23 protein-coding genes are annotated in these 22,128 nt (G+C 44.4%); 6 read left to right on the forward strand and 17 right to left on the reverse strand.

What is annotated here, in order from left to right:
* Positions 1-2: 2 nt before the first annotated feature.
* The 3 genes from ASF99_RS10105 to pdhA form a co-directional block, all read right to left on the reverse strand.
* Positions 3-1,295: a dihydrolipoamide acetyltransferase family protein gene (locus tag ASF99_RS10105; protein WP_023468850.1), complete on the reverse strand. Its 1,293-nt coding sequence runs from the start codon at positions 1,293-1,295 to the stop codon at positions 3-5.
* 101 nt (positions 1,296-1,396) lie between these two features.
* A complete protein-coding gene (locus tag ASF99_RS10110) occupies positions 1,397-2,374 on the reverse strand; it encodes an alpha-ketoacid dehydrogenase subunit beta (protein WP_023468851.1) in 978 nt (325 codons plus the stop codon).
* A 3-nt stretch (positions 2,375-2,377) separates the two neighbouring features.
* The gene (gene pdhA, locus ASF99_RS10115) at positions 2,378-3,460 is read right to left on the reverse strand and encodes a pyruvate dehydrogenase (acetyl-transferring) E1 component subunit alpha (RefSeq protein WP_023468852.1); all 1,083 of its coding nucleotides are present in this window, start codon (positions 3,458-3,460) and stop codon (positions 2,378-2,380) included.
* 377 nt (positions 3,461-3,837) lie between these two features.
* Here pdhA and def point away from each other — a divergent pair, with 377 nt between their 5' ends.
* Positions 3,838-4,377, forward strand: a complete 540-nt coding sequence (gene def / locus ASF99_RS10120; RefSeq protein WP_029342180.1) for a peptide deformylase — start codon at positions 3,838-3,840, stop codon at positions 4,375-4,377.
* Between the two features lie 45 nt (positions 4,378-4,422).
* Here def and rnjA read toward each other — a convergent pair whose 3' ends face one another.
* Positions 4,423-6,090: a ribonuclease J1 gene (gene rnjA, locus ASF99_RS10125; protein WP_035396693.1), complete on the reverse strand. Its 1,668-nt coding sequence runs from the start codon at positions 6,088-6,090 to the stop codon at positions 4,423-4,425.
* The gene (locus ASF99_RS10130; protein ID WP_023468855.1) at positions 6,087-6,302 is read right to left on the reverse strand and encodes a DNA-dependent RNA polymerase subunit epsilon; all 216 of its coding nucleotides are present in this window, start codon (positions 6,300-6,302) and stop codon (positions 6,087-6,089) included. The genes rnjA and ASF99_RS10130 overlap by 4 nt, the downstream gene beginning before the upstream one ends.
* Positions 6,303-6,475: 173 nt before the next feature.
* Between ASF99_RS10130 and ASF99_RS10135 the strand changes: the two genes are divergently transcribed.
* Complete coding sequence (locus ASF99_RS10135; RefSeq protein WP_023468856.1) at positions 6,476-7,252, forward strand: Cof-type HAD-IIB family hydrolase; 777 nt, start codon at positions 6,476-6,478, stop codon at positions 7,250-7,252.
* A 38-nt stretch (positions 7,253-7,290) separates the two neighbouring features.
* On the opposite strand, the gene ASF99_RS10140 is transcribed toward ASF99_RS10135, so the two are convergent.
* The 5 genes from ASF99_RS10140 to ASF99_RS10160 all read right to left on the reverse strand — a co-directional run bounded on the left by ASF99_RS10140 (position 7,291) and on the right by ASF99_RS10160 (position 12,717).
* Positions 7,291-7,959 carry a potassium channel family protein gene (locus ASF99_RS10140; protein ID WP_023468857.1) on the reverse strand — a complete coding sequence of 223 codons (669 nt, stop codon included), beginning with the start codon at positions 7,957-7,959 and terminating at the stop codon, positions 7,291-7,293.
* A 104-nt stretch (positions 7,960-8,063) separates the two neighbouring features.
* A complete protein-coding gene (locus ASF99_RS10145; protein ID WP_023468858.1) occupies positions 8,064-9,086 on the reverse strand; it encodes a cytochrome d ubiquinol oxidase subunit II in 1,023 nt (340 codons plus the stop codon).
* A 12-nt stretch (positions 9,087-9,098) separates the two neighbouring features.
* Entirely contained in the window at positions 9,099-10,496 is a 1,398-nt protein-coding gene (locus ASF99_RS10150) for a cytochrome ubiquinol oxidase subunit I (protein WP_023468859.1), read from the reverse strand.
* A 234-nt stretch (positions 10,497-10,730) separates the two neighbouring features.
* The gene (locus tag ASF99_RS10155) at positions 10,731-11,843 is read right to left on the reverse strand and encodes an N-acetyldiaminopimelate deacetylase (protein WP_055968674.1); all 1,113 of its coding nucleotides are present in this window, start codon (positions 11,841-11,843) and stop codon (positions 10,731-10,733) included.
* Complete coding sequence (locus ASF99_RS10160) at positions 11,827-12,717, reverse strand: LysR family transcriptional regulator (protein ID WP_029342184.1); 891 nt, start codon at positions 12,715-12,717, stop codon at positions 11,827-11,829. The genes ASF99_RS10155 and ASF99_RS10160 overlap by 17 nt, the downstream gene beginning before the upstream one ends.
* A gap of 65 nt (positions 12,718-12,782) precedes the next feature.
* Here ASF99_RS10160 and ASF99_RS10165 point away from each other — a divergent pair, with 65 nt between their 5' ends.
* Positions 12,783-13,178, forward strand: coding sequence for a disulfide bond formation protein B (locus ASF99_RS10165; RefSeq protein WP_023468862.1), 396 nt, complete (start codon positions 12,783-12,785; stop codon positions 13,176-13,178).
* A 49-nt stretch (positions 13,179-13,227) separates the two neighbouring features.
* Here ASF99_RS10165 and ASF99_RS10170 read toward each other — a convergent pair whose 3' ends face one another.
* The 7 genes from ASF99_RS10170 to ASF99_RS10200 all read right to left on the reverse strand — a co-directional run bounded on the left by ASF99_RS10170 (position 13,228) and on the right by ASF99_RS10200 (position 19,023).
* Positions 13,228-14,499 carry an FAD-dependent oxidoreductase gene (locus ASF99_RS10170; RefSeq protein WP_055968676.1) on the reverse strand — a complete coding sequence of 424 codons (1,272 nt, stop codon included), beginning with the start codon at positions 14,497-14,499 and terminating at the stop codon, positions 13,228-13,230.
* Positions 14,500-14,614: 115 nt separating this feature from the next.
* Complete coding sequence (gene nadE / locus ASF99_RS10175; RefSeq protein ID WP_055968678.1) at positions 14,615-15,433, reverse strand: ammonia-dependent NAD(+) synthetase; 819 nt, start codon at positions 15,431-15,433, stop codon at positions 14,615-14,617.
* 33 nt (positions 15,434-15,466) lie between these two features.
* Positions 15,467-15,913: a BsuPI-related putative proteinase inhibitor gene (locus ASF99_RS10180; RefSeq protein WP_055968679.1), complete on the reverse strand. Its 447-nt coding sequence runs from the start codon at positions 15,911-15,913 to the stop codon at positions 15,467-15,469.
* A gap of 79 nt (positions 15,914-15,992) precedes the next feature.
* A complete protein-coding gene (locus ASF99_RS10185; RefSeq protein ID WP_023468866.1) occupies positions 15,993-16,205 on the reverse strand; it encodes a hypothetical protein in 213 nt (70 codons plus the stop codon).
* Between the two features lie 360 nt (positions 16,206-16,565).
* Complete coding sequence (locus ASF99_RS10190) at positions 16,566-17,657, reverse strand: conserved virulence factor C family protein (protein ID WP_023468867.1); 1,092 nt, start codon at positions 17,655-17,657, stop codon at positions 16,566-16,568.
* Between the two features lie 86 nt (positions 17,658-17,743).
* On the reverse strand, positions 17,744-18,457 hold the full coding sequence (locus tag ASF99_RS10195) for an alpha/beta fold hydrolase (protein WP_035396687.1): 714 nt from the start codon (positions 18,455-18,457) through the stop codon (positions 17,744-17,746).
* Between the two features lie 8 nt (positions 18,458-18,465).
* A complete protein-coding gene (locus tag ASF99_RS10200; RefSeq protein ID WP_023468869.1) occupies positions 18,466-19,023 on the reverse strand; it encodes a GNAT family N-acetyltransferase in 558 nt (185 codons plus the stop codon).
* 111 nt (positions 19,024-19,134) lie between these two features.
* On the opposite strand from ASF99_RS10200, the gene ASF99_RS10205 reads away from it, so the two are divergent.
* The 3 genes from ASF99_RS10205 to brnQ all read left to right on the forward strand — a co-directional run bounded on the left by ASF99_RS10205 (position 19,135) and on the right by brnQ (position 22,100).
* A complete protein-coding gene (locus ASF99_RS10205; RefSeq protein WP_235147585.1) occupies positions 19,135-19,887 on the forward strand; it encodes a hypothetical protein in 753 nt (250 codons plus the stop codon).
* A gap of 247 nt (positions 19,888-20,134) precedes the next feature.
* On the forward strand, positions 20,135-20,428 hold the full coding sequence (locus tag ASF99_RS10210) for a hypothetical protein (protein ID WP_023468871.1): 294 nt from the start codon (positions 20,135-20,137) through the stop codon (positions 20,426-20,428).
* 346 nt (positions 20,429-20,774) lie between these two features.
* Positions 20,775-22,100, forward strand: a complete 1,326-nt coding sequence (brnQ, locus tag ASF99_RS10215) for a branched-chain amino acid transport system II carrier protein (RefSeq protein WP_023468872.1) — start codon at positions 20,775-20,777, stop codon at positions 22,098-22,100.
* Positions 22,101-22,128: the final 28 nt, after the last annotated feature.

Genomic DNA, 22,128 nt, shown 5'->3' on the forward strand with positions numbered 1-22,128 from the left:
GCTTATCCCTCCATGATGAGAAGTTGTGGGTCGTTCAATAGGCGTTTAACTAAGTTAAGCGCGTTTTGTGCAGTTGCACCATCGATGAGACGGTGGTCGAAGCTGAATGAAAGTGCAAGAACTGGTGCAGCAACGATTTCGCCGTTTTTAACGACTGCTTTTTCAGCGATACGGCCGATACCGAGGATTGCAACTTCTGGGTGGTTGATGACTGGTGTGAACCACTGACCGCCAGCAGAACCGATGTTAGTGATCGTGATTGATCCGCCTTTCATCTCTTCGCCAGAAAGTTTACCTTCGCGTGCTTTACCAGCAAGGTCGTTGATGTCGTCAGCGAGTGAGAAGATCGATTTACGATCTGCATCTTTAACGACTGGTACGACAAGACCGTTGTCTGTATCTGCAGCGATACCGATGTTGAAGTAGTTTTTGTAGACGATTTCTTCGTTTACATCGTCGATTGATGCGTTGATTGCTGGGTATTTTTTAGCAGCAGCAGTCAATGCTTTTACGACGAACGGAAGGTAAGTCAATTTCGTACCTTGAGCAGCCGCAACTTCTTTGAAGTTTTTACGGAGTGCTACGAGGTTCGTAACATCGACTTCGTCCATGAGTGTTACGTGTGGAGCTGTATGTTTCGAGTTAACCATTGCTTTCGAAATCGCTTTACGGATTCCTTTGATTTTCTCGCGTGTTTCAAGTTCAGGTTGAGCAGCAACGTATGGCTTAACTTCTGTTTTTGGTGCAGAAGCAGCTGCAGCTGGTGCTTTTTCTTCTGTTGCTGGTGCTTCAGAAGTTTGACCACCGTTTGCGAATGCATCGATGTCTTCTTTGACGACACGACCGTTGTCTCCAGAACCTTGGACTTCACGGATGTCGACACCTTTTTCACGTGCATATTTACGGACAGATGGCATCGCGATGACGCGTTCTGATTTATGGATTTGAACCTCGTTTGGTTTGTCTTCCACTTTTTGATCCGTATCTTGAACGTCTTTCGCGTTGTCTTCAGCTTTTGGTTGCTCTGCTTCTTCAGAAGGAGCAGAACCTTCGCCTTCGACTTCGAAAGTGATGAGGACGTCGCCAACGACAGCTACGACACCTTCGTCAACTTTAACTTCTTTAACAGTACCATCAACTGGTGATGGGATTTCAACGACTGCTTTATCGTTTTGTACTTCAAGAAGAACGTCGTCTTCCTTGACAGTGTCGCCCGCTTTTACGAACCACTTTACGATTTCACCTTCATGAATACCCTCACCGATATCCGGCAATTTGAATTCAAATAAACCCATTTGAATATGCCTCCTTTTAGTTCACTCTTCTAGTCGATTGTTATCTGTAAAAACGGAAGCAAGGAGAGAATGGACCCCTCTCCTTATTTTCCGAAATGCTCTTAGAAATTGTAGACAGTTTTGACTTTCTCAACGATATCTTTGTGATCTGGGATCCAGACGTCTTCACCTTGTGCAAATGGGAAGATTGTATCTGGAGCAGCAACACGAAGAATTGGCGCTTCGAGGTCAAGGATTGCACGTTCTTGGATTTCAGTTGCAACCATTGCAGCGATACCCGCTTGTTTTTGTGCTTCTTGAACGACGACGACACGGTTTGTTTTCTTGACAGAAGCAAGAATCGTGTCGATATCGATTGGGCTGATTGTCATCAAGTCGATGATTTCGACGCTGATGTTTTCTTTTTCGAGCTCTTCCGCTGCTTTAAGTGAAGCGTGTACCATCGCACCGTAAGTGACGATTGTTACATCTGTACCTTCACGTTTTACATCAGCTTTTCCGAGTTCGATCGTGTAATCGCCCTCTGGCACTTCACCGCGGAATGAACGGTAGAGTTTCATGTGCTCGAGGAATACGACTGGGTCGTTGTCGCGGATTGACGCGATCAAAAGACCTTTTGCATCGTAAGGTGTTGAAGGAATGACAACTTTAAGTCCTGGTGACTGAGCCATGAGTCCTTCGAGGTTATCTGCGTGAAGTTCCGGTGTTTTAACACCGCCACCGAATGGTGAACGGATTGTAACAGGTGCACTGTATGTGCCGCCTGAACGGTAACGGAGACGCGCAAGTTGTGCTGCGACTGAATCGAATACTTCGAATACGAATCCGAAGAATTGGATTTCCATGATTGGACGGAATCCTGTCAGACTGAATCCGACAGCAAGACCACCAATACCTGATTCTGCAAGTGGTGTATCGAAGACGCGGTCTTCGCCGAGCTCATCTTGAAGACCTTCTGTCGCACGGAATACCCCACCGTTTTTACCGACGTCTTCACCGAACAAGAGAACTTGTTCGTCGCGTTTCATCTCGACGCGCATTGCGTCAGTGATCGCTTGGATCATCGTCATTTGTGCCATGGGTTATTTCGACTCCTTTGCTGTATACTCATCAAGCTGCTCTTGCAGGTTTTGTGGAAGCTTCTCAGCCATCACGTTGATGAAATCTGTAACTTTTTGTTTTGGTTCTTTGTCAGCTTGTGCAAGTGCTTCCTTAACGTCAGCTTTAGCTTGCTCGATGACTTCGTTCTCTTTATCTTCGTTCCAAAGACCTTTTGCTTCCATGAAAGCACGGAAACGGACGAGTGGATCTTGTGCTTGATACTCATCATCCATGTCTTTTGTACGGTAACGTGTTGGATCATCACCAGCGAGTGTGTGTGGTCCGTAACGGTAAGTCAATGTTTCGATCAATGTCGGAACACCGTTGAGTGCTTCAACACGCGCTTGTTTCGTAGCTGCGTATACAGCAAGAACGTCCATACCGTCGACTTGGATACCATTGATACCAGCAGCGACAGCTTTTTGAGCGATTGTTTTCGCCATAGATTGTTTTTCGACAGGTGTCGAGATTGCGAAACGGTTGTTTTGAACGACGAAGATTGCAGGTGCTTTGAAAGCTCCAGCGAAGTTCATACCTTCATAGAAGTCACCTTGTGAAGAACCACCATCACCTGTGTAAGTGATTGCGACTTGTTCTTTACCGCTTTTCTTAAGACCGAGAGCAACACCAGCCGCTTGAACGATCTGCGCACCGATGATGATTTGTGGCATCAAGACGTTAACACCTTCAGGAATCTTACCACCTGTGATGTGACCGCGTGAGAACAAGAATGCTTTGTAAAGTGGGAAGCCATGGAAGACCATTTGTGGAATATCACGGTATCCAGGAAGAATCCAGTCATCTTTATCCAAAGCGAATTGCGTACCAATCATTGACGCTTCTTGTCCAGCTACTGGAGCGTAGAAACCAAGGCGTCCTTGACGGTTAAGTGAGATTGCACGTTGGTCCCAGATACGTGTGTATACGAGACGGCGCATTAATTCCGTAAGCTCTTCATCCGAGAGGTCTGGCATAGCGTCTTTATTGACGACTTCACCTTTCTCGTCAAGAATGCGGAACGTTTCAAAGTTTTCTTCCACGTTTTTAAACATGTTTACGTTCATCTTTTCACCTCATCCTTTCACTGCGTTCAGCGAAATATTCCTCTGACTGATTTGCCCACATGACAATAGTGTCCAAAAAACGAAGTCCCGTGTGACTATCCTTTGAACATGTGTCTGTGTACCTATTCAGTTGAGTAAACTGTATTATCATGAATCGACACGTTATAGTGTCTTGTTCATTACGTTACAAGTATAAATCTGTAACACCTTAAAATCAAAGGAAATGTTTTATTTTTTTCGCGTTTCACATTGTGAATTCAATCACAAAACTAGAATATTCCATCTTCTGTATCATTCGATATTTTCCTACTGTGTTAGTTGTCATCATTCCCCACTTTCCTATGCTATACTTTTTGTAGACGAAAGGAGTGTTGTTCATGATCACCATGAATGAAATCGTACGCGAAGACGTTCCTGCTCTTCACGAACGGTCAGTAGAAGTGACCTTCCCTCTCAGCGATGAGGATAAGGAAACGATGCGACTCATGCGCGAGTTCCTCGCCAACAGTCAAGATGATGAAATTGCGAAGAAATACGATTTACGAAGCGGCATTGGACTTGCAGCACCACAAATCGGTGTCAACAAGCGCATGTTCGCGATCCGCTTACCAGATGGTGATGATTTGCTGGAATTTGGTATCTATAATCCAAAAATCATCAGTCATTCCGTCGAGCAGACGTATTTAACGGGCGGCGAAGGATGTCTGTCCGTCGATCGTGAAGTCGAAGGACATGTACCGCGCTATATGCGTATTACCCTAACTGGCATCGATCATAACGGAAATCCTATAAAATTACGTTTAAAAGGGATGAAAGCAATCGTCTGCCAGCATGAATACGACCATCTAGATGGCGTCATGTTCTATGATCGGATTGATAAAAAAGAACCGTTCAAGGAATACGGTCCTGCCACGTAATACAAAAATCCTCGTTTCCGTTTTCGGAGACGAGGATTTTTTGAATCAGACTTCCATGATGATCGGCATGACCATCGGATGACGTTGTGTTTTTTCTGTTAAATACGGTGTGAGCGTATCATTGATGACTTGTTTGATGTCCGTCCATTTCGTATTACGGTTCGCAAGCGATTGATCAAGTGAACGCTTGAGTAGACGCTCAGCATCTTTAATCAAATTACCCGACTCACGCATGTAGACGAAACCGCGCGAGATGATGTCCGGTCCAGAGACGAGACGATTCGTCTTCGAGTCAAGCGTCACGACGACGACGACGAGTCCCTCCTCTGAGAGAATACGGCGATCGCGTAAAACGATGTTTCCGATGTCTCCGATTCCTTTTCCATCGACATAAACGGCATTCGCTTGAATCTTACCAGTGATAGCGGCTGCATTCGCATCTAATGCCAGTACTTCACCGTTATCCATGACGAAGCAGTTCTCTTCCGGTACACCAGCATCCATCGCAAGCGACATATGCTTCTTCAGCATCCGGTATTCCCCGTGAATCGGCATGAAGTATTTCGGATTCAATAGACGTAACATGAGCAACTGCTCTTGTTGACTACCGTGACCTGATGTATGGATATCATTCAGTTTACCGTACATGACATCTGCGCCAGCTTTATATAGCTGATTGATCGTCTTTCCGACAGAAACGACGTTTCCTGGGATTGGGGACGAAGAGAAGATGACGAGATCATCCGGAATGATCGAGATTTGACGATGTGTTCCGTTTGCGATACGGCTAAGTGCAGCCATCGGTTCTCCTTGTGAACCGGTACAAAGGATCGTCAACTCATTTGATTTATAACGTTTCATCTCGTTCGGCTCGATGATCGTACCCTTCGGCGCTTTGATGAAATCAAGTTCTTGACCAATCATCATGACCTTGTCCATGCTACGTCCGAAGACGACGATTTTCCGTCCTGCTTCTACAGAAGCATTGACGACTTGTTGCAGACGATAGATGTTCGACGCAAACGTCGCGAAGATGATCCGTCCTTCCGCTTTACGGAAGATGTCTGAGATCGTTTCCCCAACGACACGTTCACTCATCGTAAACCCTTCCACTTCTGCATTCGTTGAGTCCGATAGAAGACACAATACGCCTTCTTTACCGAGTTCAGCCATTTTCGCTAAATCAGCCGGCTCTCCGACTGGCGTGAAATCGAACTTGAAGTCCCCTGTATGCACGATGTTCCCTTGTGGTGTTTTGACGACGACACCGAACGAATTCGGAATCGAGTGTGTCGTACGGAAGAACGAGATGCTTGTCTTCCGGAACTTGATGACCGAATCTTCATCGATCTCATGCAGTTCCGCGTTGCGAAGCAAACCATGCTCTTCTAACTTCACCTTGATGAGACCCATCGCAATCTTCCCAGCGTAAATCGGTAAGTTCACTTGTTTAAGCAAGAAAGGCAAACCGCCAATGTGATCTTCATGACCGTGTGTGATGAAGACGCCTTTGACCTTGTCCTTGTTCTTGATCAAGTACGTGTAATCTGGAATGACATAGTCGATTCCGAGTAATTCATCTTCTGGGAACATGACACCCGCGTCAATGACGATGATCTCATCTTGGAATTGAACGACATACGTGTTCTTCCCGATTTCCCCGAGTCCACCGAGTGCGAAAACGGCGGCCTGATGGTTTTTGACGAACTTCATTCGAACGTCGCAACCTTGAAATCAGGATGTTGTTGTTCGTATGTCAAAAATTCTCCGCTGACTTCGCGGATGAACTCGATGTTGATATCTTTGAGGTGGTCAATCGTTGATCGCACGTCACGAATGCTTTCCCCTTCTACATACATTGTTTCTGTCCGTTCACGAACAGGTGCTTCCGAACGAAGCGGTTGGTAAAATACTTTAAAAATCATGCCTAGCAACTCCTTATCAGTACATTGTTTTTTGTCCTTAGTACAGTATACACGATACATGGACTATTTTTCATCCTTATTCGGCATGTTCCCTTCCGGCAACACGCTTTTGGTTATGCTATACTTTCACATGAACAGGTCATTTCGACCAATTAAAAAGAGAAGGTGAAACCATGGCAAATCAGAAAGTCGTCTTTTTCGATATCGACGGAACCTTATTGCATGATGGTCATTTTGTTCCGGAATCAACAAAACAGGCAATTCGTAAGCTTCAAGAAAATGGTGTCTATGTAGCCCTTGCAACTGGACGCGGACCTGCGATGTTGTCTGGAATCCGTGAACTACTCAACATCGATACGATTATCGGCTATAACGGGCAAATCGTCGTTCATCAAAATGAAATCATCTACAAACGTCCACAACCTAAGACGGATTTAACGCATTTAACGCAACAAGCGAAAGAAAACGGGCATACACTCGTTTATCTTGGCGAAACAAAAGGCTTCACGACGAAATCAAATGATGTTCATGTCGTCGATTCACTCGGGGAGCTTGATATGCCGTTGCCGATTCACGATGAAGAAGCATTCTTATCGCATGATGTTTTCCAAACGCTCGTCTACTGTACGGCTGAAGAAGAGAGCGATTATGTTAAACGCTATGACGCATTTGATTTCATTCGTTGGCACCCACATGCAATGGATGTCATCAATGTCGGTTCTTCGAAAGCAGAAGGGATCAAACAATTCCTGAAATTGACGAATATTCGCCGCGAAGATACCTTTGCATTTGGTGATGCTTTAAACGATCTAGAGATGCTTCGCTACGTCGGAACGGGTATTGCAATGGGCAACGGACTTCCAGAAACGAAAGCTGCCGCTGACTATGTCACGAAACCCATCCTTGAGGACGGTATCGCACACGGATTAAAAGAATTCCAACTCATTTAATTAAGTAAATGTAAAGCTGAGGCGCGCCTCAGCTTTTTTTAGTTCTTCACTTTATGAATCGCACGCTCTAGACGGTCGAGGTCCTCATTTTCACCAATGACGACGAGGTAGTCCCCTTTTTCAATCATTTCGTCAGCTTGTAGAGAAATCAGAACGTTTTCTCCACGTTTAATGGCGACAACGTTCGCTCCGTATTTGCTCCGTAGATCCAGGTCAATCAATGTTTGTTTTGCCATCCGATCACTGACTTTAATTTCAACGATCGAAAATTCTTGAGATAAATCGAGATAGTCAAGAATATTGGAACTCATTAAACCATTTGCAATCCGGACTCCCATATCCCGTTCGGGGTGAACGATGAAATCTGCTCCGATTTTTCGTAATACTTTTTCGTGATAATCGTTCGTCGCTTTGACAGTAATCGATTGTACCCCGAGCTCTTTTAAGATCAATGTCGTCAAGATGGATGCTTGAATATTTTCCCCGATGGCAACGATGACATGATCGAAGTTTCGGATTCCTAGACTCTTTAAGACGTTCTCATCCGTCGTATCCGCGATGACGGAATGCGTCGCAATTCCCATGAATTCATTGACGCGCTCCTCGTCGGAGTCAATCGCTAAGACATCATAGCCATTTTTCGATAATTCACGGACAATCGAGCCACCAAAGCGCCCTAGTCCAATTACTGCAAACTCTCCATTCATTTTCACAACTCTCCTTCACAATCGCTCTTCCTTAGTAGTGTACCCGATTCAATTTAAAATTACTATAAACGCCCCTGCGATTCGCAGAGGCGTGTATTCATCCATTATTTTGAGGATTTCCCACGTACATAATCGTTATCGAACAAGAAGAGTCGTAAAATCAAGTACAACGCCGGAATCAAGAGTAAGAGTCCGAAGATGAAGACAACGACGAGTGCGGAAGCCATTGTTTCGTTAACGACCGCTTTGTTGATATCGATATATGGATACAAGATATATGGTAAGTGCGTATAACCGTAACCGAACCATGCCACTCCATACTGTAGCATGACCGCGACGAAAGCAATTCCGTAATTCTTCTTCATGTAGACGAGTGTCACCGCAACAAGGAAGAAGATGAAACTAGCAGCGAACCACCACCAGTTCCCGTTTAAGATGTTCTCATAGTGCCATGCCGCTTGATTTTTCAATCCAAAGAAAACGAGTGCACAGACTAGAATCGTTGGACCACTCCAGAAGAGTGCCCATTTACGAATTAGCGGAGTAGCCCCTTCATCCTTCGCTTTATCTGCGTAGAACAAGAGGAACATCGCACTGATATAGAGGACGGATACGATAGCGAGTGCTACGACCGACCAAGAGTAAAAGTTCGTAAATAATTTTGTTCCTAAAAACTCGACTGTTTCATTCGTTTTACGAATGAATCCACCTTGACTGATCGTCAAAGTCGTTGACATCGCCGCCGGAATCAATAGACCAGTTGCTCCATATAAGAACGTATAGAACATGCTGTCGTTTGATCCATAATTGGCAAATGCATAGAAGCTACCACGAATCGCAATTAATACGAGAACGATTGAGGCTGGCACGAGCAGTGCCGTACCGAAATAATAAGCGGTATCCGGGAAGAACCCGACTAGTCCGACGAAGAAGAATACGAAGAAGACATTCGTTACCTCCCACACTGGTGAGAGATAACGAAGAATCAATCGATTCGTTAAGTGATCCCGCTTCGTATATTTTGAATAAAAGGCGTAAAATCCAGCACCGAAGTCAATTGAGGCAACGATGAGATATCCGTACAGGAAAGTCCAAAGGACCGTAATTCCTAGTGTTTGAACGTCCAAATCGTTCCCTCCTTACTTGTTATCATCCACGAACATAGCTTCCCCACGCGCGTGGTGGTTTTCAGCAAGTTCTTGAAGTTCTTTTCCAACCGGGTTTTTCTTGAACATCCGTAATAATACGACTGTACAAATCGTACCGAGCATCAAGTACAAGGCACTGAATAGAATCAACATCGGACCAACAGCAGTTGATGTCGTCGCCGCATCTGCTGTCCGCATGATGCCGTACAGTGTCCAAGGTTGACGACCAATTTCAGCATACATCCAACCTGCTTCAATTGAAATCATCGCCAGAGGTCCACCGATGAAGACACCTCTTAAAATCCATTTGTTATAAGGATTTAATTTTTTCAAACGGAATGCCAAGATGAACAAGGCAGAGATGGCAGCCAAATACATACCAATCGAAACCATGATATCGAAGAAATAGTGAACGATCAGCGGTGCTTGATCTTCTTTTGCGAACTCATTTAGACCAATGACTTCTGTATCTGGAGCTCCACCCGCAAGAATTGAGAGTGCATATGGGATTTTGACGGCACCCTTGATTTCATAACTGCCGTCTTCTTGCTGATCAAGTATCCCACCGAAGATCAACTCGGCTTCACTTGTCGTTTCAAAATGCCATTCAGCAGCTGCGAGTTTCTCTGGCTGGTATTTCGCCAAGTATTTCCCTGAGAAGTCCCCGACAAGTGCCGTCGAGAAGGCAAAAATCAATCCAGCCATGACCGTTAAGCGAAGTGCTTTTTTGTGATACGCTGTTTCCGCTGCCGAGAGTGTTTTTTTGCGGAGTAAGTGGAACGCCGCGATTGCCGCCAAGATGAATGCGACTGTTAAATAAGCCGATACGATGACGTGTGTTGCTTTTGTAGGTGTTGCTGTATTGAACATTGCTTTCAATGGTTCAATTTGCGTTAGCGTTCCGTTGACGATCTTAAATCCTTCCGGTGAGTTCATGAAGGAGTTGACCGTCGTAATGAAGAATGCTGATGCTGTCGCACCAATGACGACCGGAATCCCGATCAACCAGTGTAACCATGGGTTTTTGAACCGATCCCACGTGTACAGATAAATACCGAGGAAAATCGCTTCAAAGAAGAATGCGAATGTTTCCATAAATAGCGGTAGTGCGATCGTTTGACCAGCCACTTGCATGAGTGACGGCCAAAGTAGTGATAATTGCAATCCGATGGCCGTCCCTGTCACGACACCGACTGCGACGGTAACGACGTATCCACGCGTCCACCGTCTTGCTAATAAAATATAATCCGGATCTTTGCGTTTCAGACCGATGAATTCAGCTGCGAGTACCATGAGTGGTACCCCGACGCCAATCGTCGCGAATATAATATGAAACGCTAATGTGAGCCCTGTCAACAATCGACTGAGCAATACGGGATCATTGAACATGTATATAGCCCCCTCTTCCTAAAACATACTTCTCTATATGGTCTATAACCGTATCATAGAGAACATAACCCTTTATGTCTGTTTATAATGTTTGATGTAACAAATTGTTCACATGTGCACGTGATTTTTTTCACAAAATGTTCGAAAACTCCTATTCTTACATATATAAAAAGCTTTCCCATTCTTGATTTCGAAAGGGAAAGCTTAATGTCCTTTATTATTTCATAAAACTTTTTAAACATATTCTCGGAAATAATGATCGAGTAAATCAATCACAAATGGAATAGCGGATTCATCTGGATTCAAGGTTGGTTGATGAAGTCCAGATGTCGGATTGTCGACTCCAAGCCAAAACATCATCCCTGGAATTTCCTTCAACATGAATCCAAAGTCTTCTCCTGTCATTGCTGCATCACATTCAATGTAGTTCGCATTCATCTTGACGAATGATGAAAATTTATCAACGATGTGTCGGTCATTGACGACCTCGTAATAACGATTTCCGAATTGCAGATCAATCTTGACGCCAAAGGAAGCTTCGATTCCTCGAATGATGTCACGAACGCGTCGTTCCAGTTTTTCCATGTCTTCTCCATTGAGTGCGCGCATCGTACCGTCAAGAACTGCTCTACCGGCGATGACGTTTTCTCGAATCCCGGCATCGACCTTTCCGATCGTGATGACGCTACAGTTCATCGGATTGATGGATCGGCTGACGATTGTTTGCAATTGCATGATTAGGGTTGCTTGCGCGACGACCGTATCAATCGTCAAATGAGGAAAGGCCGCGTGACCACTTTGACCATAGATCGTGATATGGACTTCTCGAGCACTCGCGAACAAGACGCCGGGACGGCTTGCAATCGTACCGACTGGATACTCCGGTGCGACGTGAAGACCATACATCTCACTTGGACGATATTTTTCAAACAACGGACTTTTAATCATCGGTTCTGCCCCGCCCGGACCTTCTTCCGCTGGTTGGAATAAAAAGACGACATCATCCATGACCGGCAATTCAATGATTCGTTTCATCAACCCTAACGCAATCGACGTGTGCATATCGTGACCACAGGCATGCATGAAGCCTGGATGTTCCGAGCAAAATGGAAGACCTGTCGCTTCTTCAATCGGTAACCCATCAATGTCTGCCCGGTATCCAATCGTCCGATTCCCAGTCAATCCTTTCACTCGAACGAAAACACCCGTTTCAAACGTATCATACGTGACACGATCTGGTGGATAAGCACGAATTTGTTCCAATATAAAAGCTTGCGTCTTAAATTCCTTGAACCCTGGTTCTGGTATTTTATGAAGCGCGCGCCGCATTTCAATGGCGTATTCCATCTGACTGACTTCCTCCTTCTTCTTTTACGATGTCCCAAAATGCTTGAACTTGTTTTAGTTCAAGCATCGATTCCGTAGACAAAATCCATGTATCTCGCTTTAATATCTTTCCGGACGATGTTTTTAACGGAAGCTGCATGACTTCATTTGATTGTTGGATCGTCGACTCGGGTAAAATCGCAAATCCAATTCCATGTAGAGCCATCTGCTTACATGTCTCGATTTGATCGACGACCAGCGTCCGAGATGGTGGACTTGCGAACCGATCTTGCCACCACTCTAAAATTTCTTGATAGTACGTTGAATCACTCTTGAACTGGATGAATGGTCGATCCGTCACGCGTAACTGTTCGATTGACGTCAACTCACTATCGACTAAATAGAGCGGATCCGAGAAAAGACGTTCTTTAACACCTTTCCAGTCCGGGTTTCCACGAATGATCCCGATATGAAAATGTTCCTCTAACATATGACGCATCATCTCACTGGACCATCCCGTGACGAGCTGAACACGGACATGCGGATAACGCTCAACGAATCGTTTCAAGACACGCGGGAGCCAGTATTGCCCCATGATGGAAGCGACGGCAATTCGAAGCGTTCCATAAACAGCACCCTCTTCTGCCGTCAATTCACTTTTTAACTCAAGTTCCTTCCGATTCATCTCTTTTGCGAGACCGATTACTTTTTCTCCTTGTGGTGTGATGCTTAACCCACGCGATGAACGAATGAATAACTTTGTTCCCCAGCGTCTTTCAATCGCAACGAGACGTTGACTAAGTGCAGGTTGCGAGACGAATAATCGTTCAGCAGCGCGCCTCATATTCAATTCTTCCGATAAGGTGATCAACATTTCCATTTCCGACACTTGCAATGTGAGATTCGACTCCTCATGATATAAGATGGCATTAGTTTAACACGTTAGAAAGGACGATACATATGACACGCTATCATTTTATGTTCATCATCTCAACGATTGCAACGCTTGGCAGTCTCTATTTCAGTGAAATTCGTGGATTCATCCCCTGCCCTCTCTGTTGGTGGCAACGACTATTCATGTATACGACTGCCTTTTATTTGCTCATCTCGCTATTCCGGTCGAAAACGATTGATCCACTCTTCGTCCGCCTGTATGTGCTTGCCGGCTTTGGTGTCGCCTTGTACCACGTCATTCTTGAGCGCTTACCCGATGGCGAAGCGTTATGTACAAGCGGCTGTCTCATCAAGTGGGTCAACTATTTTGGTTTCTTGACGATTCCGATGATGAGTCTCATTGCCTTTACATTACTCTTGATTCTAGCGTTCTATCCAGCACGTTCGAACAATGAAGCATAAGATACAAAAAAGAGAAGTCGATTCGACTTCTCTTTTTTGTCGTTTGATATCACGCCCATCGATTGAAGACGCTGACGGCGCTTGTGAACGCAAGCTCTGAGAGCTGTCCCGTACCTTCACACCAGTCCCCGACGAAAGCGACACCTGCATGATCCGGAATATGAGTCGCAAGCGGCGCTTGCCCCATTTTCCATTTGATTTCTTGTACGACTGCTCGTTTGATCGTTCGTTCTGCGACGATACGTTGTCGCCAATCTGCAAAATGAACGTCAAGCATCTGTTCGATTCCTGTTCGGACATGTCCAATATAATCAGGATCCTCAAGTCGATCGTGTTCAAGGTAGGCGATTGCTTGAAGGACTTGACCATCCTTCGGTGCAAGACTTGCATCATAATGCGATAAATCCGTGATGAACGCTCGATGCGAACGGTCGTAGATGTATGAATACGGTGTTTGGATATACGGATGAAGTCCAAGATCATACACGAATACTTCTACCGGTTCATGGCTCGCGTACGGTGTAACAAATCGCTGAATGGCAGTGGGGGTCGCCATTTTCAAGATTTCACGCGGTGGTACGGCAAAGATGATCCGTTCGACGTTCCATTCTTGTTTCTTTCGATCACGTACTAAAAATCCGGTCTTAGTCGATTCGACTGCTGTTATTTTTGTTTTTTTCAGGATCTCTCCACGGTTTTCTAGGATGATCCGTTCCAACTCCTGAACTAACCCTTGCCATCCACCTTCGATGTATGAGACAGGCTTGCGCGTCCGAAAAAGTTTTTGATAATACTCGAAATAGACGTCTGACGGAATTTTTTCGGGTTCTGCCGTAAAAAAGTTCGTTGATGCCAAATCAAGCATCAACTGTGCCACTTGTTCATCGACTCGTTCTGTTTTTAACCATTGCCCGATTGATTGTTGCGGATCCCCTCGTTCGACTCGTAAAATCGTTTTAATGATTTCCCATGTGAAACGTACTTTGTTCGTTCCTTCGATGACTTCTGTTTTCAATAATCCCCAGGCATTCGCAGGAATTGCCGTCAAATGACCTGAAAACTCATATTTCGCACGACTTGCTGAGAAATCCAGCCACGTCACTTCGATACCGAGCTGTTTCGTTAATTTGCGAAGAATCGATTGATCGCGTCCATAAATCGCATGAGCACCGTAATTAAACGTAAATCCTTTTACGGTTTGAGAGGTGGCACGTCCTCCAAGTAATCCCGCATCCCAGAGCGTGACCGGCGTTCCTTGTTTTGCGAATAATGCCGCTGCCGTCAAGCCGGATAACCCTCCACCTATGATACCAATCGTCATACTCCCGCCTCCTCAATCGTCATTTCTTTTCTTTTCCCATAACGATTGAAGAAGAATCGAAGAACATGAAAAAAGGCGCGATTTCAATCTTGAAATCACGCCTCCTTATTTTGGATTATGCTTTCCACCATTCATCGAGTGGTGAGACCGGCATATGATGCTTGTGTCCAACACGTTTATACTGCGTCTCTAACTTTTCTTGACTTGCTTCTGAAATCGTCTTTCCTTCCAAGTAGTCATCGATTTCTTCATATGTCATACCAAGTGCCACTTCGTCTGGTAGTGCCGGACGATTTTCTTCAAGATCTGCTGTCGGAACTTTTTCAATCAAGACTTCTGGTGCGTTCAAGTAACGTAACAGTTGTTTCCCTTGCCGTTTGTTCAGTCCTGTCAATGGCGTCAAATCACATGCACCATCACCGTGTTTCGTGTAGAATCCCGTCACGAATTCAGCTGCATGATCCGTTCCAACGACTAAACAGCCATAATGAGCAGCTAAATCATATTGGCTTTTCATTCGCTCCCGCGCTTTCGTATTTCCTTTACTAAAGTCGGAAAGTTCTGCACCTGTCGCTTCTTTGAACGCCTGCATCGATGCTTCAACTGCTGGTTTAATGTTCACACGAAGCGAATGATCCGGTTGAATGAACGTCAAGGCTGTCTGTGCGTCTGCTTCATCTTGTTGTTCCCCGTAAGGCAAACGGACCGCATAAAATGCGACATCTTTCCCCTCTTCTTTTCGTAACTCTTCAACTGCCAGTTGGCACAGACGACCGGCGAGCGAAGAATCTTGTCCGCCAGAGATGCCTAATATGAATCCTTTTGCACCTGTATGCTTGAGATATGCCTTCAAGAAGGCTACCCGCTCATTTACTTCTTGTGCTGGGTCAATGACAGGTTTTACGCCTGTTACTTGGATGATTTTTTGTTGCATGAATCGCTTCACTCCTTCACATTATGTTGATCGTCATTTTGAATCAATTATTTGCTGATCCGTCGTTCGTTTCGCACTTGCTCCCTTGAATTGACGGATTGTCGATACGCGAACTTCCGTGCTATCACCTAAAGAGGAGATTGGTAATTCAACCGTATACTGTTTCGTTTCATGTTTCGTGAACGTATCTTTTTCAATCGCTTGCGTGAATACTTGCTCTTTCTCAAAATCATACGTTACGTGTTGTTTCGCATCAATCAATTGAGCCTGAAAACGTTGTGAGGAAGGATACGTCACGTTCACACTGTGATCATTTGGATTCGTTAAAGAAATGTCTAATTGCATCATGTCGTCCTGCTTTGTCGTTTTGACTGCGATCCGAATCGGTTCGTTCGTAGTTGTTGTTGCCTGTTGTTTCTTTTCTTGGCAACCTGCTAAACAAACAGAAAGCAGTAGCAGAATGAAAACGAGACGTTTCATCTCATCCCTCCTTTTATCTCTAATAATTTTATCACAAAAAAAGCGAGAGAGGATTCTCCTCTCTCGCACGGTTATTCACTTATGCCACAGGTAAAGTCGATGGATTCATCTTGAATGAAAACAATTGCTCTAGTCCTGTCGCAAACAGTTCGTCACAAATATCCTCTGCCGCGTTTGCTGGTGCGACTAATGTAATCGTACGACTGTCGATTGTTTCGATCGTTACATATACCCCTGTTTTTGTCCGTTCCTTATATCCTACTGCTAAATCAGTTTCAGCGAAAAGTAACATATCCCCGATTCTCCCCTTTTCTCATTCATAATGCCCAGCCAAGAGATGACCTACATGTTCCGAATTCGTTATTGTAGGTTAACTGTACCAAAGGGCAGAAAAAAGAAGAAAATTGTCATTCGACATTTCATTTCAAAACAATATTTCAATTTCATCAGGGATATTTTGGAATAATCCATTTAGTTGTTAGATGCAAGCGTTTTAATAAGCATTTCCAACACATTTCATTTCGATTTCAAAAAGATGACAACATTATTTTGATTATTTTACCAGTATTTTTAGGGAACAGGGAATATATACCTAGACAATTAGTGACTCATTTTGTCGAATGATTCTCTCACCCAATTATTTTTTAAGTTCTCATGAACTTTCATCTATCATTCGATTCATTTGCTGCCAAACCGTTCCTAGTGCTTCTTCCCCACTCTCGATCCGCGTTAATGCGAGTTCGGCTTGTAGAGCTACTTCATATTCCCGGTCTCGGCTTGCTTCACGCAGTCTTGGGATTGACTGTTCCGTTCCGACATCAAACAGGAAGCGTGCAGCTCGCCAGCGTACTAATTTATTTTTATCCGCTAACGCTTCCATCATCATTGGTTCAGCTTCTGGCATCGCCCAATCTGAAATCGTATCGCCTGCTGTCCGACGAACGATCCCTGACGGATCATGCAGTGCACTCGTCAAATACTCTAACAGTTCTTCTCGGTGATCTTCGAACATCCCAAGCTTTACAATCGCTTGACGCCGAATTTGCATCTTCTCATCCTGTAACAGGCGAGCATAAGCTGGAACCCATTCCATCTCAACAGGTAATTCATCGAGCGCCGCGAATCGTTCTTTCCAATCGGATGATTGAATCGCTTGACCGCTAAACGTAATATCTTCTCCTGCTGCGAGCGACTTGAGACGTTCGATACGTTCGACTGGATAGGCAATCTCAATCTCATTCGCTACTTCACGCAAACTTTCGTCAAGATCTCCGTATCGAGGTGCTTGTTCCACCCAGCGTCGATCGCTAATGACATTCTGAACGAATGGTTGGACGAATAGCGCTGCTTCTCGGAAACGTTCCGACAGTCCTTCTCGTTTTTCTTCTAATCCTTTCACACCTTTGATTTGCATCGGTACGCCTAAAATGAACTGCACGAATAGATGGACAGGCTCATACTCAGCATCTGTCTCGTGCTGTTCAACATCATTCAACGTTTCACCGAACGCACGTCGTATATCGATGACAAGCGAGCGCCAATCATATTTCGGATAACGCTCGATCGATAAAAAGTCACTGACCTGATAAACGAACTTAACGCCAGGTATTTCAAGTAATCGCTGAATGTGTTCCGGTGCGCCAAAGGCATGCTCGAATGTCTGCCCCTTTTCCGGAAAGACCTCATCAACGATGACTTTCATGTTATTTGGACTTGGTGTTGGTTCAATCGCTACGATTTTCATGTGTATCCCCTCCATTTCTATCATTTCAGATATCTAATCTGAAATGCAAAGCAAATGCCCTACAGACGTGACTGTAGGGCAAAAACTTACTTGAATGCCTCTTCGATGATTGCAACGAAAGCATCCGGTGTCTCAAGCATCCCCATGTGTCCACTGTCTGTTGACCGATGTATGAGATGATCATTCTTTGGTGCAAATGCACTTTCCTCTGAAATCAGTTGATCTTTCGTGCCGTGAATGATGACACCCTTCACGTTTGACCTCGTCAAGACCTTCGTCATATCTCGCCGATCTCGCATCGCAGAGAGCGCACGAATCGCTCCTTCGACCGTCATCATGTACCCGATTTCAAGTGCTTCAGCGACAGCGAACTCATCTGCCCCTTCAGCGAATAAGGATGGAACAAGACCATTGACGAATTCTCTGACACCGACTTCTTCAACGCGTGTGATGTTTTGATTTCGTTTTTGTTTCGCTTGTTCATCATCTGCTTTAGCTGTCGAATACACAAGACCGTATCCACTGATTTGATCCGCATACCCTTCAACGATTGCAGCTGTGATGTATCCACCAAAGGAATGTCCGATGATGATCGGCTTTTTGATACCACGTCGATCAAGTTCATGCATGACCCATTCGGCAAAGCCTTCAATCGTATCCGGACCAACATCAAGTCCCTCATGCCCCGGTAAACTTAGTGGTAAGACATCAAAGGAATGTCGTAAATTTGCCTCTACCCGATTAAAATAATCTGTTCCTCCTGTAAATCCATGCAGGAGTACAAGTGTTTGTTTTTCCATTGACTACCTCATCCCTTCCATTCAGATGCGAGCATACGGTACATCGTCAAATCCATGAAACGACCATGACTGTATGCATAATCTTCTAGTAATCCTTCTGCTTTGAATCCTAATTTTTGAACCAATGCGTTAGAAGCGAGGTTTTCAGGTGCGACGAGGGCGCTGATTCGATGGAGAGCAAATTCTTCAAAGCCATATGTCAGAACAGCTCTTGCCGCTTCCGAAGCGACACCACGTTGCCAATAATCTTGACTAACTTCAAAACCAATTTCAGCCCGATGGTATTGAGACAGCCAGTTATGAAAACCGATCGTACCGATCAATTGATTCGTTTGTGCATCAGCAATTGCCCAGCGAATCGCTTTACCTTGCGTGAACTGTTCTTTAAAGTAACTGATGACATTTTTAGCTTCATAGACCGTCACGAGCGGATCTGATCCGTAATAATACATGACTTTATCGTCCGATAGGATTTTAAACAATTCGCGTGCGTCACGGTTTTCGAGCTCACGTAATATGAAGCGCTCGGTCCGCAATTCCGGGAAAGGCTTTCGCAAGCCCCACATGCTCCATCACCTCTCTTTATGCTTCTCTATGTAGTATGCCCGTTTTCAGAAGTAAATATCCTTTCAGGCAATTCGAAGTTTTGCTACTATTAAATTATGAAGGAGTTAGTCATGGAAAGGAAGCGAAGTGGTATGTCGAGTGCGTTACTTTACTTATATGAGGACGAGGAAAATCAACGATTAACGATGTCAGGAGTACATTTCTCTGATTTCGCTGCAGCCGTCGATTTGAAACGTCCTTTACTCATTTCAGGAAGTGATTTCAAACAGACGAAACAATCGTTTCGAACGATGCTTCATTACATCGAAGCGCATGAGATCGAACAGTTTTCACAATCAACGGATGTCCAGCGTCATCCTTTGACTGCTATTGATATTCGCTCCTCTCATTCGCTTGATGTATTGACGGATGTCGAAATCGCGGAGTTATTATTTTTAATGCATATGAAACGAGGGACACCGCTTCCTTTCCTTGACTCGATCGAGAATGAACTGGTCTATTTTAGCGAACACGATGGTCTTCATGCTTCTGTTTACTTGAAGGATTGGTCACGGGTAGAACAACTTATCTCTGATCTCGTACAACGGAAATTTCGTCAGCACGCACGATCCGTCGCCTCGATCGCTTTAACAGCTGAAATCATGATTCATATCCGTCATCTTCTCAAAGAAGGAGTATTGATTGATTTCGAAAGTGCAAAACGGTCTGTTTTCTCAAGAAATATCACGATTCCCGTCTATGTAGCAGGACGGTACGAAGACATGAACGTATTACATGAAGATTTTGAAGCAGAGAAAGAATCGATCCTTCGACGTGGATCGCTTGTTTGTCGCAAAAAGAAATGGAGTTTTGAGTTAGATTGACCTTTAGCATCTTTTTCTTTTGGAAAAGGATGCTTTTGTTCTATTTGAATTTCATATCACGATTGCCTCTTAACAGGTATTCCTATCCATATGACAATATTGTTAAAAAATTTTTCGAATTTTCACACAAAATAAGACTAGCATCTTGTGAAGACTTCGCTATAATGAGGATAACCTTTTCAAGATAGAAGTTAGACCCTGTTTTTTATAGGGATAGTACTGGAATCAGCAGAAGGAGGAATTCAATATGGATCAGTTAAAAGTGAACGGAATTGGCTCATTCACGAAATTTGCGACAAATGGGAACATCCTGAAATTAAAGGATGCGACACTCGGTGAAGTGAAATTGTCGCTGAATGAAGCGAGTTCAATGACCATCGCCCCTGTCGATGAAGAAAATGGACTTTTCATCATTAGAGGGCAACAGCAGGAATCGCTTGTTGAACTGACGTTACCACGTCAATCCTGTGAGGTCGTTCACGCTTGGCTCCTCCATAAATTGAAACGCCACAAAAAAACGCGCTCGATTGCAACGAGCTGATATGTAATCCGAAACGCCTCTAGTAGAGAACCTCATCTCTACTAGAGGCGTTATTTATTTTCAAAAATTCGGTGATGAATTTTCAGAAAATATTGTTTTATTAAATTCTTCATGTTATCCTTAGAAAAATTCAAACAGGAGGTTTTAAACATGACACACGCAACGCTCATCCAAGAACGACTGATTGTGATTAAGAGTAGGGACTGAAGATTCATTTCTCGTTTGAGAAAATGAAGATCCAGGCCCTTTTCGTCATTTCGACAAGGCGTCTGAGCAAACGACGCCTATCCACAAACTTAGTGGATGAGGCTTTTTTTATGAAATTAGGATGAATGGAGGACAACACATGTTTAAGACAAAAGATACATTTGCTTTAGGATTTATGATTTTTGCTTTATTTTTCGGTGCCGGTAACCTGATCTTCCCACCGGAACTCGGTGCGCTTGCGGGTTCACAGTTCCTTCCTGCCATCCTTGGTTTTATCGTAACGGGTGTCGGTCTTCCTTTGCTCGGCTTACTTGCAGTTGCCTCTATCGGGGGTGGCATCAAAACACTTGCTGCACCACTCCCTCGTTTTGTAGGTGCTGCCTTGACGTTCGCACTCTATGTTGCGATCGGTCCCTTTTTCGGAATTCCGCGCACATCGGTTGTCACGTATGAGCTCGGAGTCGTACCATTTCTTGGTGCTCCCTCACAAATGACGTTGATCATCTCATCGAGTCTCTTTTTCCTTGCCACACTTTATCTTGTACTACGACCAGGAAAATTACTTGAGATCATCGGGCGTTTCATCACACCATTATTACTGATTGCTCTTGCTGCATTAAGCATCAGTAGCATCATTTCGCCACTTTCGGGTGTCGCTTCACCAAACGAAGCGTATGAGACGACTGGACAGGCATTCATTCAAGGTTTCCTTCAAGGATACTTAACGCTTGATGCACTCGGCGCCTTGGTATTTGGTGTCGTCGTACTGCATACATTGAAAAGCCGAGGCGTTCATGAACGAAAAGCACAATTTAAAGTCGTCACTCGTGCCGGAATCATCGCTGCCACTGCTTTGACTCTCGTCTATGTCGGACTTGGAATGATCGGACGTAACACATTTGCCGCCATCGGAAAAGTTGATGGTCCAGCACTTCTTCAGCATTATGCAAATACTGCCTTCGGCTCAATTGGTTTAGCTTTACTTGGTCTTGCAATTCTGCTTGCATGTTTGACGACATCAGTTGGTCTCGTCACCGCATTTGCAGAATATATGATGACGATTTCCAACCGTGTATCTTTAAAAGCGGCAAGTATCTTCACGACTGCTCTTGGTCTTACGGTATCGATCGTCGGATTGCAAACATTGTTATCCATTGCTGTTCCGGTATTGATGTTCCTTTATCCAATCGTCATCGTCTTGATCGCATTGACATTCATGCGTCATCTGTTCCGTCGTAAGTCGGTTGTTTATCAATCAACTCTTGGTGTAACAATTTTCTTCTCATTCTGTAGTGCGTTGAATCAACTTTCGCTTTTCCCGGGAAATCTTAAGACGTTCTATCAATCCTTACCTTTAGTGGATCAAAGTTTAGAATGGTTATTCCCAACACTCATCGCCTTCGGTATCAGTTCATGGTTTGGACACGTTTCCAGTGCTTCTATCACACAAAAACGCGCTAGCTAGTGATTCCGCTTTCATCGCTATGGTATGA

This window comes from Exiguobacterium sp. Leaf187, from assembly GCF_001423925.1.
In the GTDB taxonomy this organism is placed as follows: Bacteria; Bacillota; Bacilli; order Exiguobacteriales; family Exiguobacteriaceae; genus Exiguobacterium_A; species Exiguobacterium_A indicum.

Coding starts and splice junctions, on each gene's coding strand:
- ASF99_RS10170 (WP_055968676.1), bottom strand. CDS start 14,499: ATGACGATTGGTATCATAGGTGGAGGGTTATCCGGCTTGACGGCAGCG.
- ASF99_RS10130 (WP_023468855.1), bottom strand. CDS start 6,302: ATGATTTTTAAAGTATTTTACCAACCGCTTCGTTCGGAAGCACCTGTT.
- ASF99_RS10210 (WP_023468871.1), top strand. CDS start 20,135: ATGGATCAGTTAAAAGTGAACGGAATTGGCTCATTCACGAAATTTGCG.
- ASF99_RS10200 (WP_023468869.1), bottom strand. CDS start 19,023: ATGTGGGGCTTGCGAAAGCCTTTCCCGGAATTGCGGACCGAGCGCTTC.
- ASF99_RS10205 (WP_235147585.1), top strand. CDS start 19,135: ATGGAAAGGAAGCGAAGTGGTATGTCGAGTGCGTTACTTTACTTATAT.
- ASF99_RS10190 (WP_023468867.1), bottom strand. CDS start 17,657: ATGAAAATCGTAGCGATTGAACCAACACCAAGTCCAAATAACATGAAA.
- ASF99_RS10110 (WP_023468851.1), bottom strand. CDS start 2,374: ATGGCACAAATGACGATGATCCAAGCGATCACTGACGCAATGCGCGTC.
- ASF99_RS10105 (WP_023468850.1), bottom strand. CDS start 1,295: ATGGGTTTATTTGAATTCAAATTGCCGGATATCGGTGAGGGTATTCAT.
- ASF99_RS10195 (WP_035396687.1), bottom strand. CDS start 18,457: ATGGAAAAACAAACACTTGTACTCCTGCATGGATTTACAGGAGGAACA.
- rnjA (WP_035396693.1), bottom strand. CDS start 6,090: ATGAAGTTCGTCAAAAACCATCAGGCCGCCGTTTTCGCACTCGGTGGA.
- ASF99_RS10150 (WP_023468859.1), bottom strand. CDS start 10,496: ATGTTCAATGATCCCGTATTGCTCAGTCGATTGTTGACAGGGCTCACA.
- brnQ (WP_023468872.1), top strand. CDS start 20,775: ATGTTTAAGACAAAAGATACATTTGCTTTAGGATTTATGATTTTTGCT.
- nadE (WP_055968678.1), bottom strand. CDS start 15,433: ATGCAACAAAAAATCATCCAAGTAACAGGCGTAAAACCTGTCATTGAC.
- pdhA (WP_023468852.1), bottom strand. CDS start 3,460: ATGAACGTAAACATGTTTAAAAACGTGGAAGAAAACTTTGAAACGTTC.
- def (WP_029342180.1), top strand. CDS start 3,838: ATGATCACCATGAATGAAATCGTACGCGAAGACGTTCCTGCTCTTCAC.
- ASF99_RS10135 (WP_023468856.1), top strand. CDS start 6,476: ATGGCAAATCAGAAAGTCGTCTTTTTCGATATCGACGGAACCTTATTG.
- ASF99_RS10180 (WP_055968679.1), bottom strand. CDS start 15,913: ATGAAACGTCTCGTTTTCATTCTGCTACTGCTTTCTGTTTGTTTAGCA.
- ASF99_RS10155 (WP_055968674.1), bottom strand. CDS start 11,843: ATGGAATACGCCATTGAAATGCGGCGCGCGCTTCATAAAATACCAGAA.
- ASF99_RS10165 (WP_023468862.1), top strand. CDS start 12,783: ATGACACGCTATCATTTTATGTTCATCATCTCAACGATTGCAACGCTT.
- ASF99_RS10140 (WP_023468857.1), bottom strand. CDS start 7,959: ATGAATGGAGAGTTTGCAGTAATTGGACTAGGGCGCTTTGGTGGCTCG.
- ASF99_RS10185 (WP_023468866.1), bottom strand. CDS start 16,205: ATGTTACTTTTCGCTGAAACTGATTTAGCAGTAGGATATAAGGAACGG.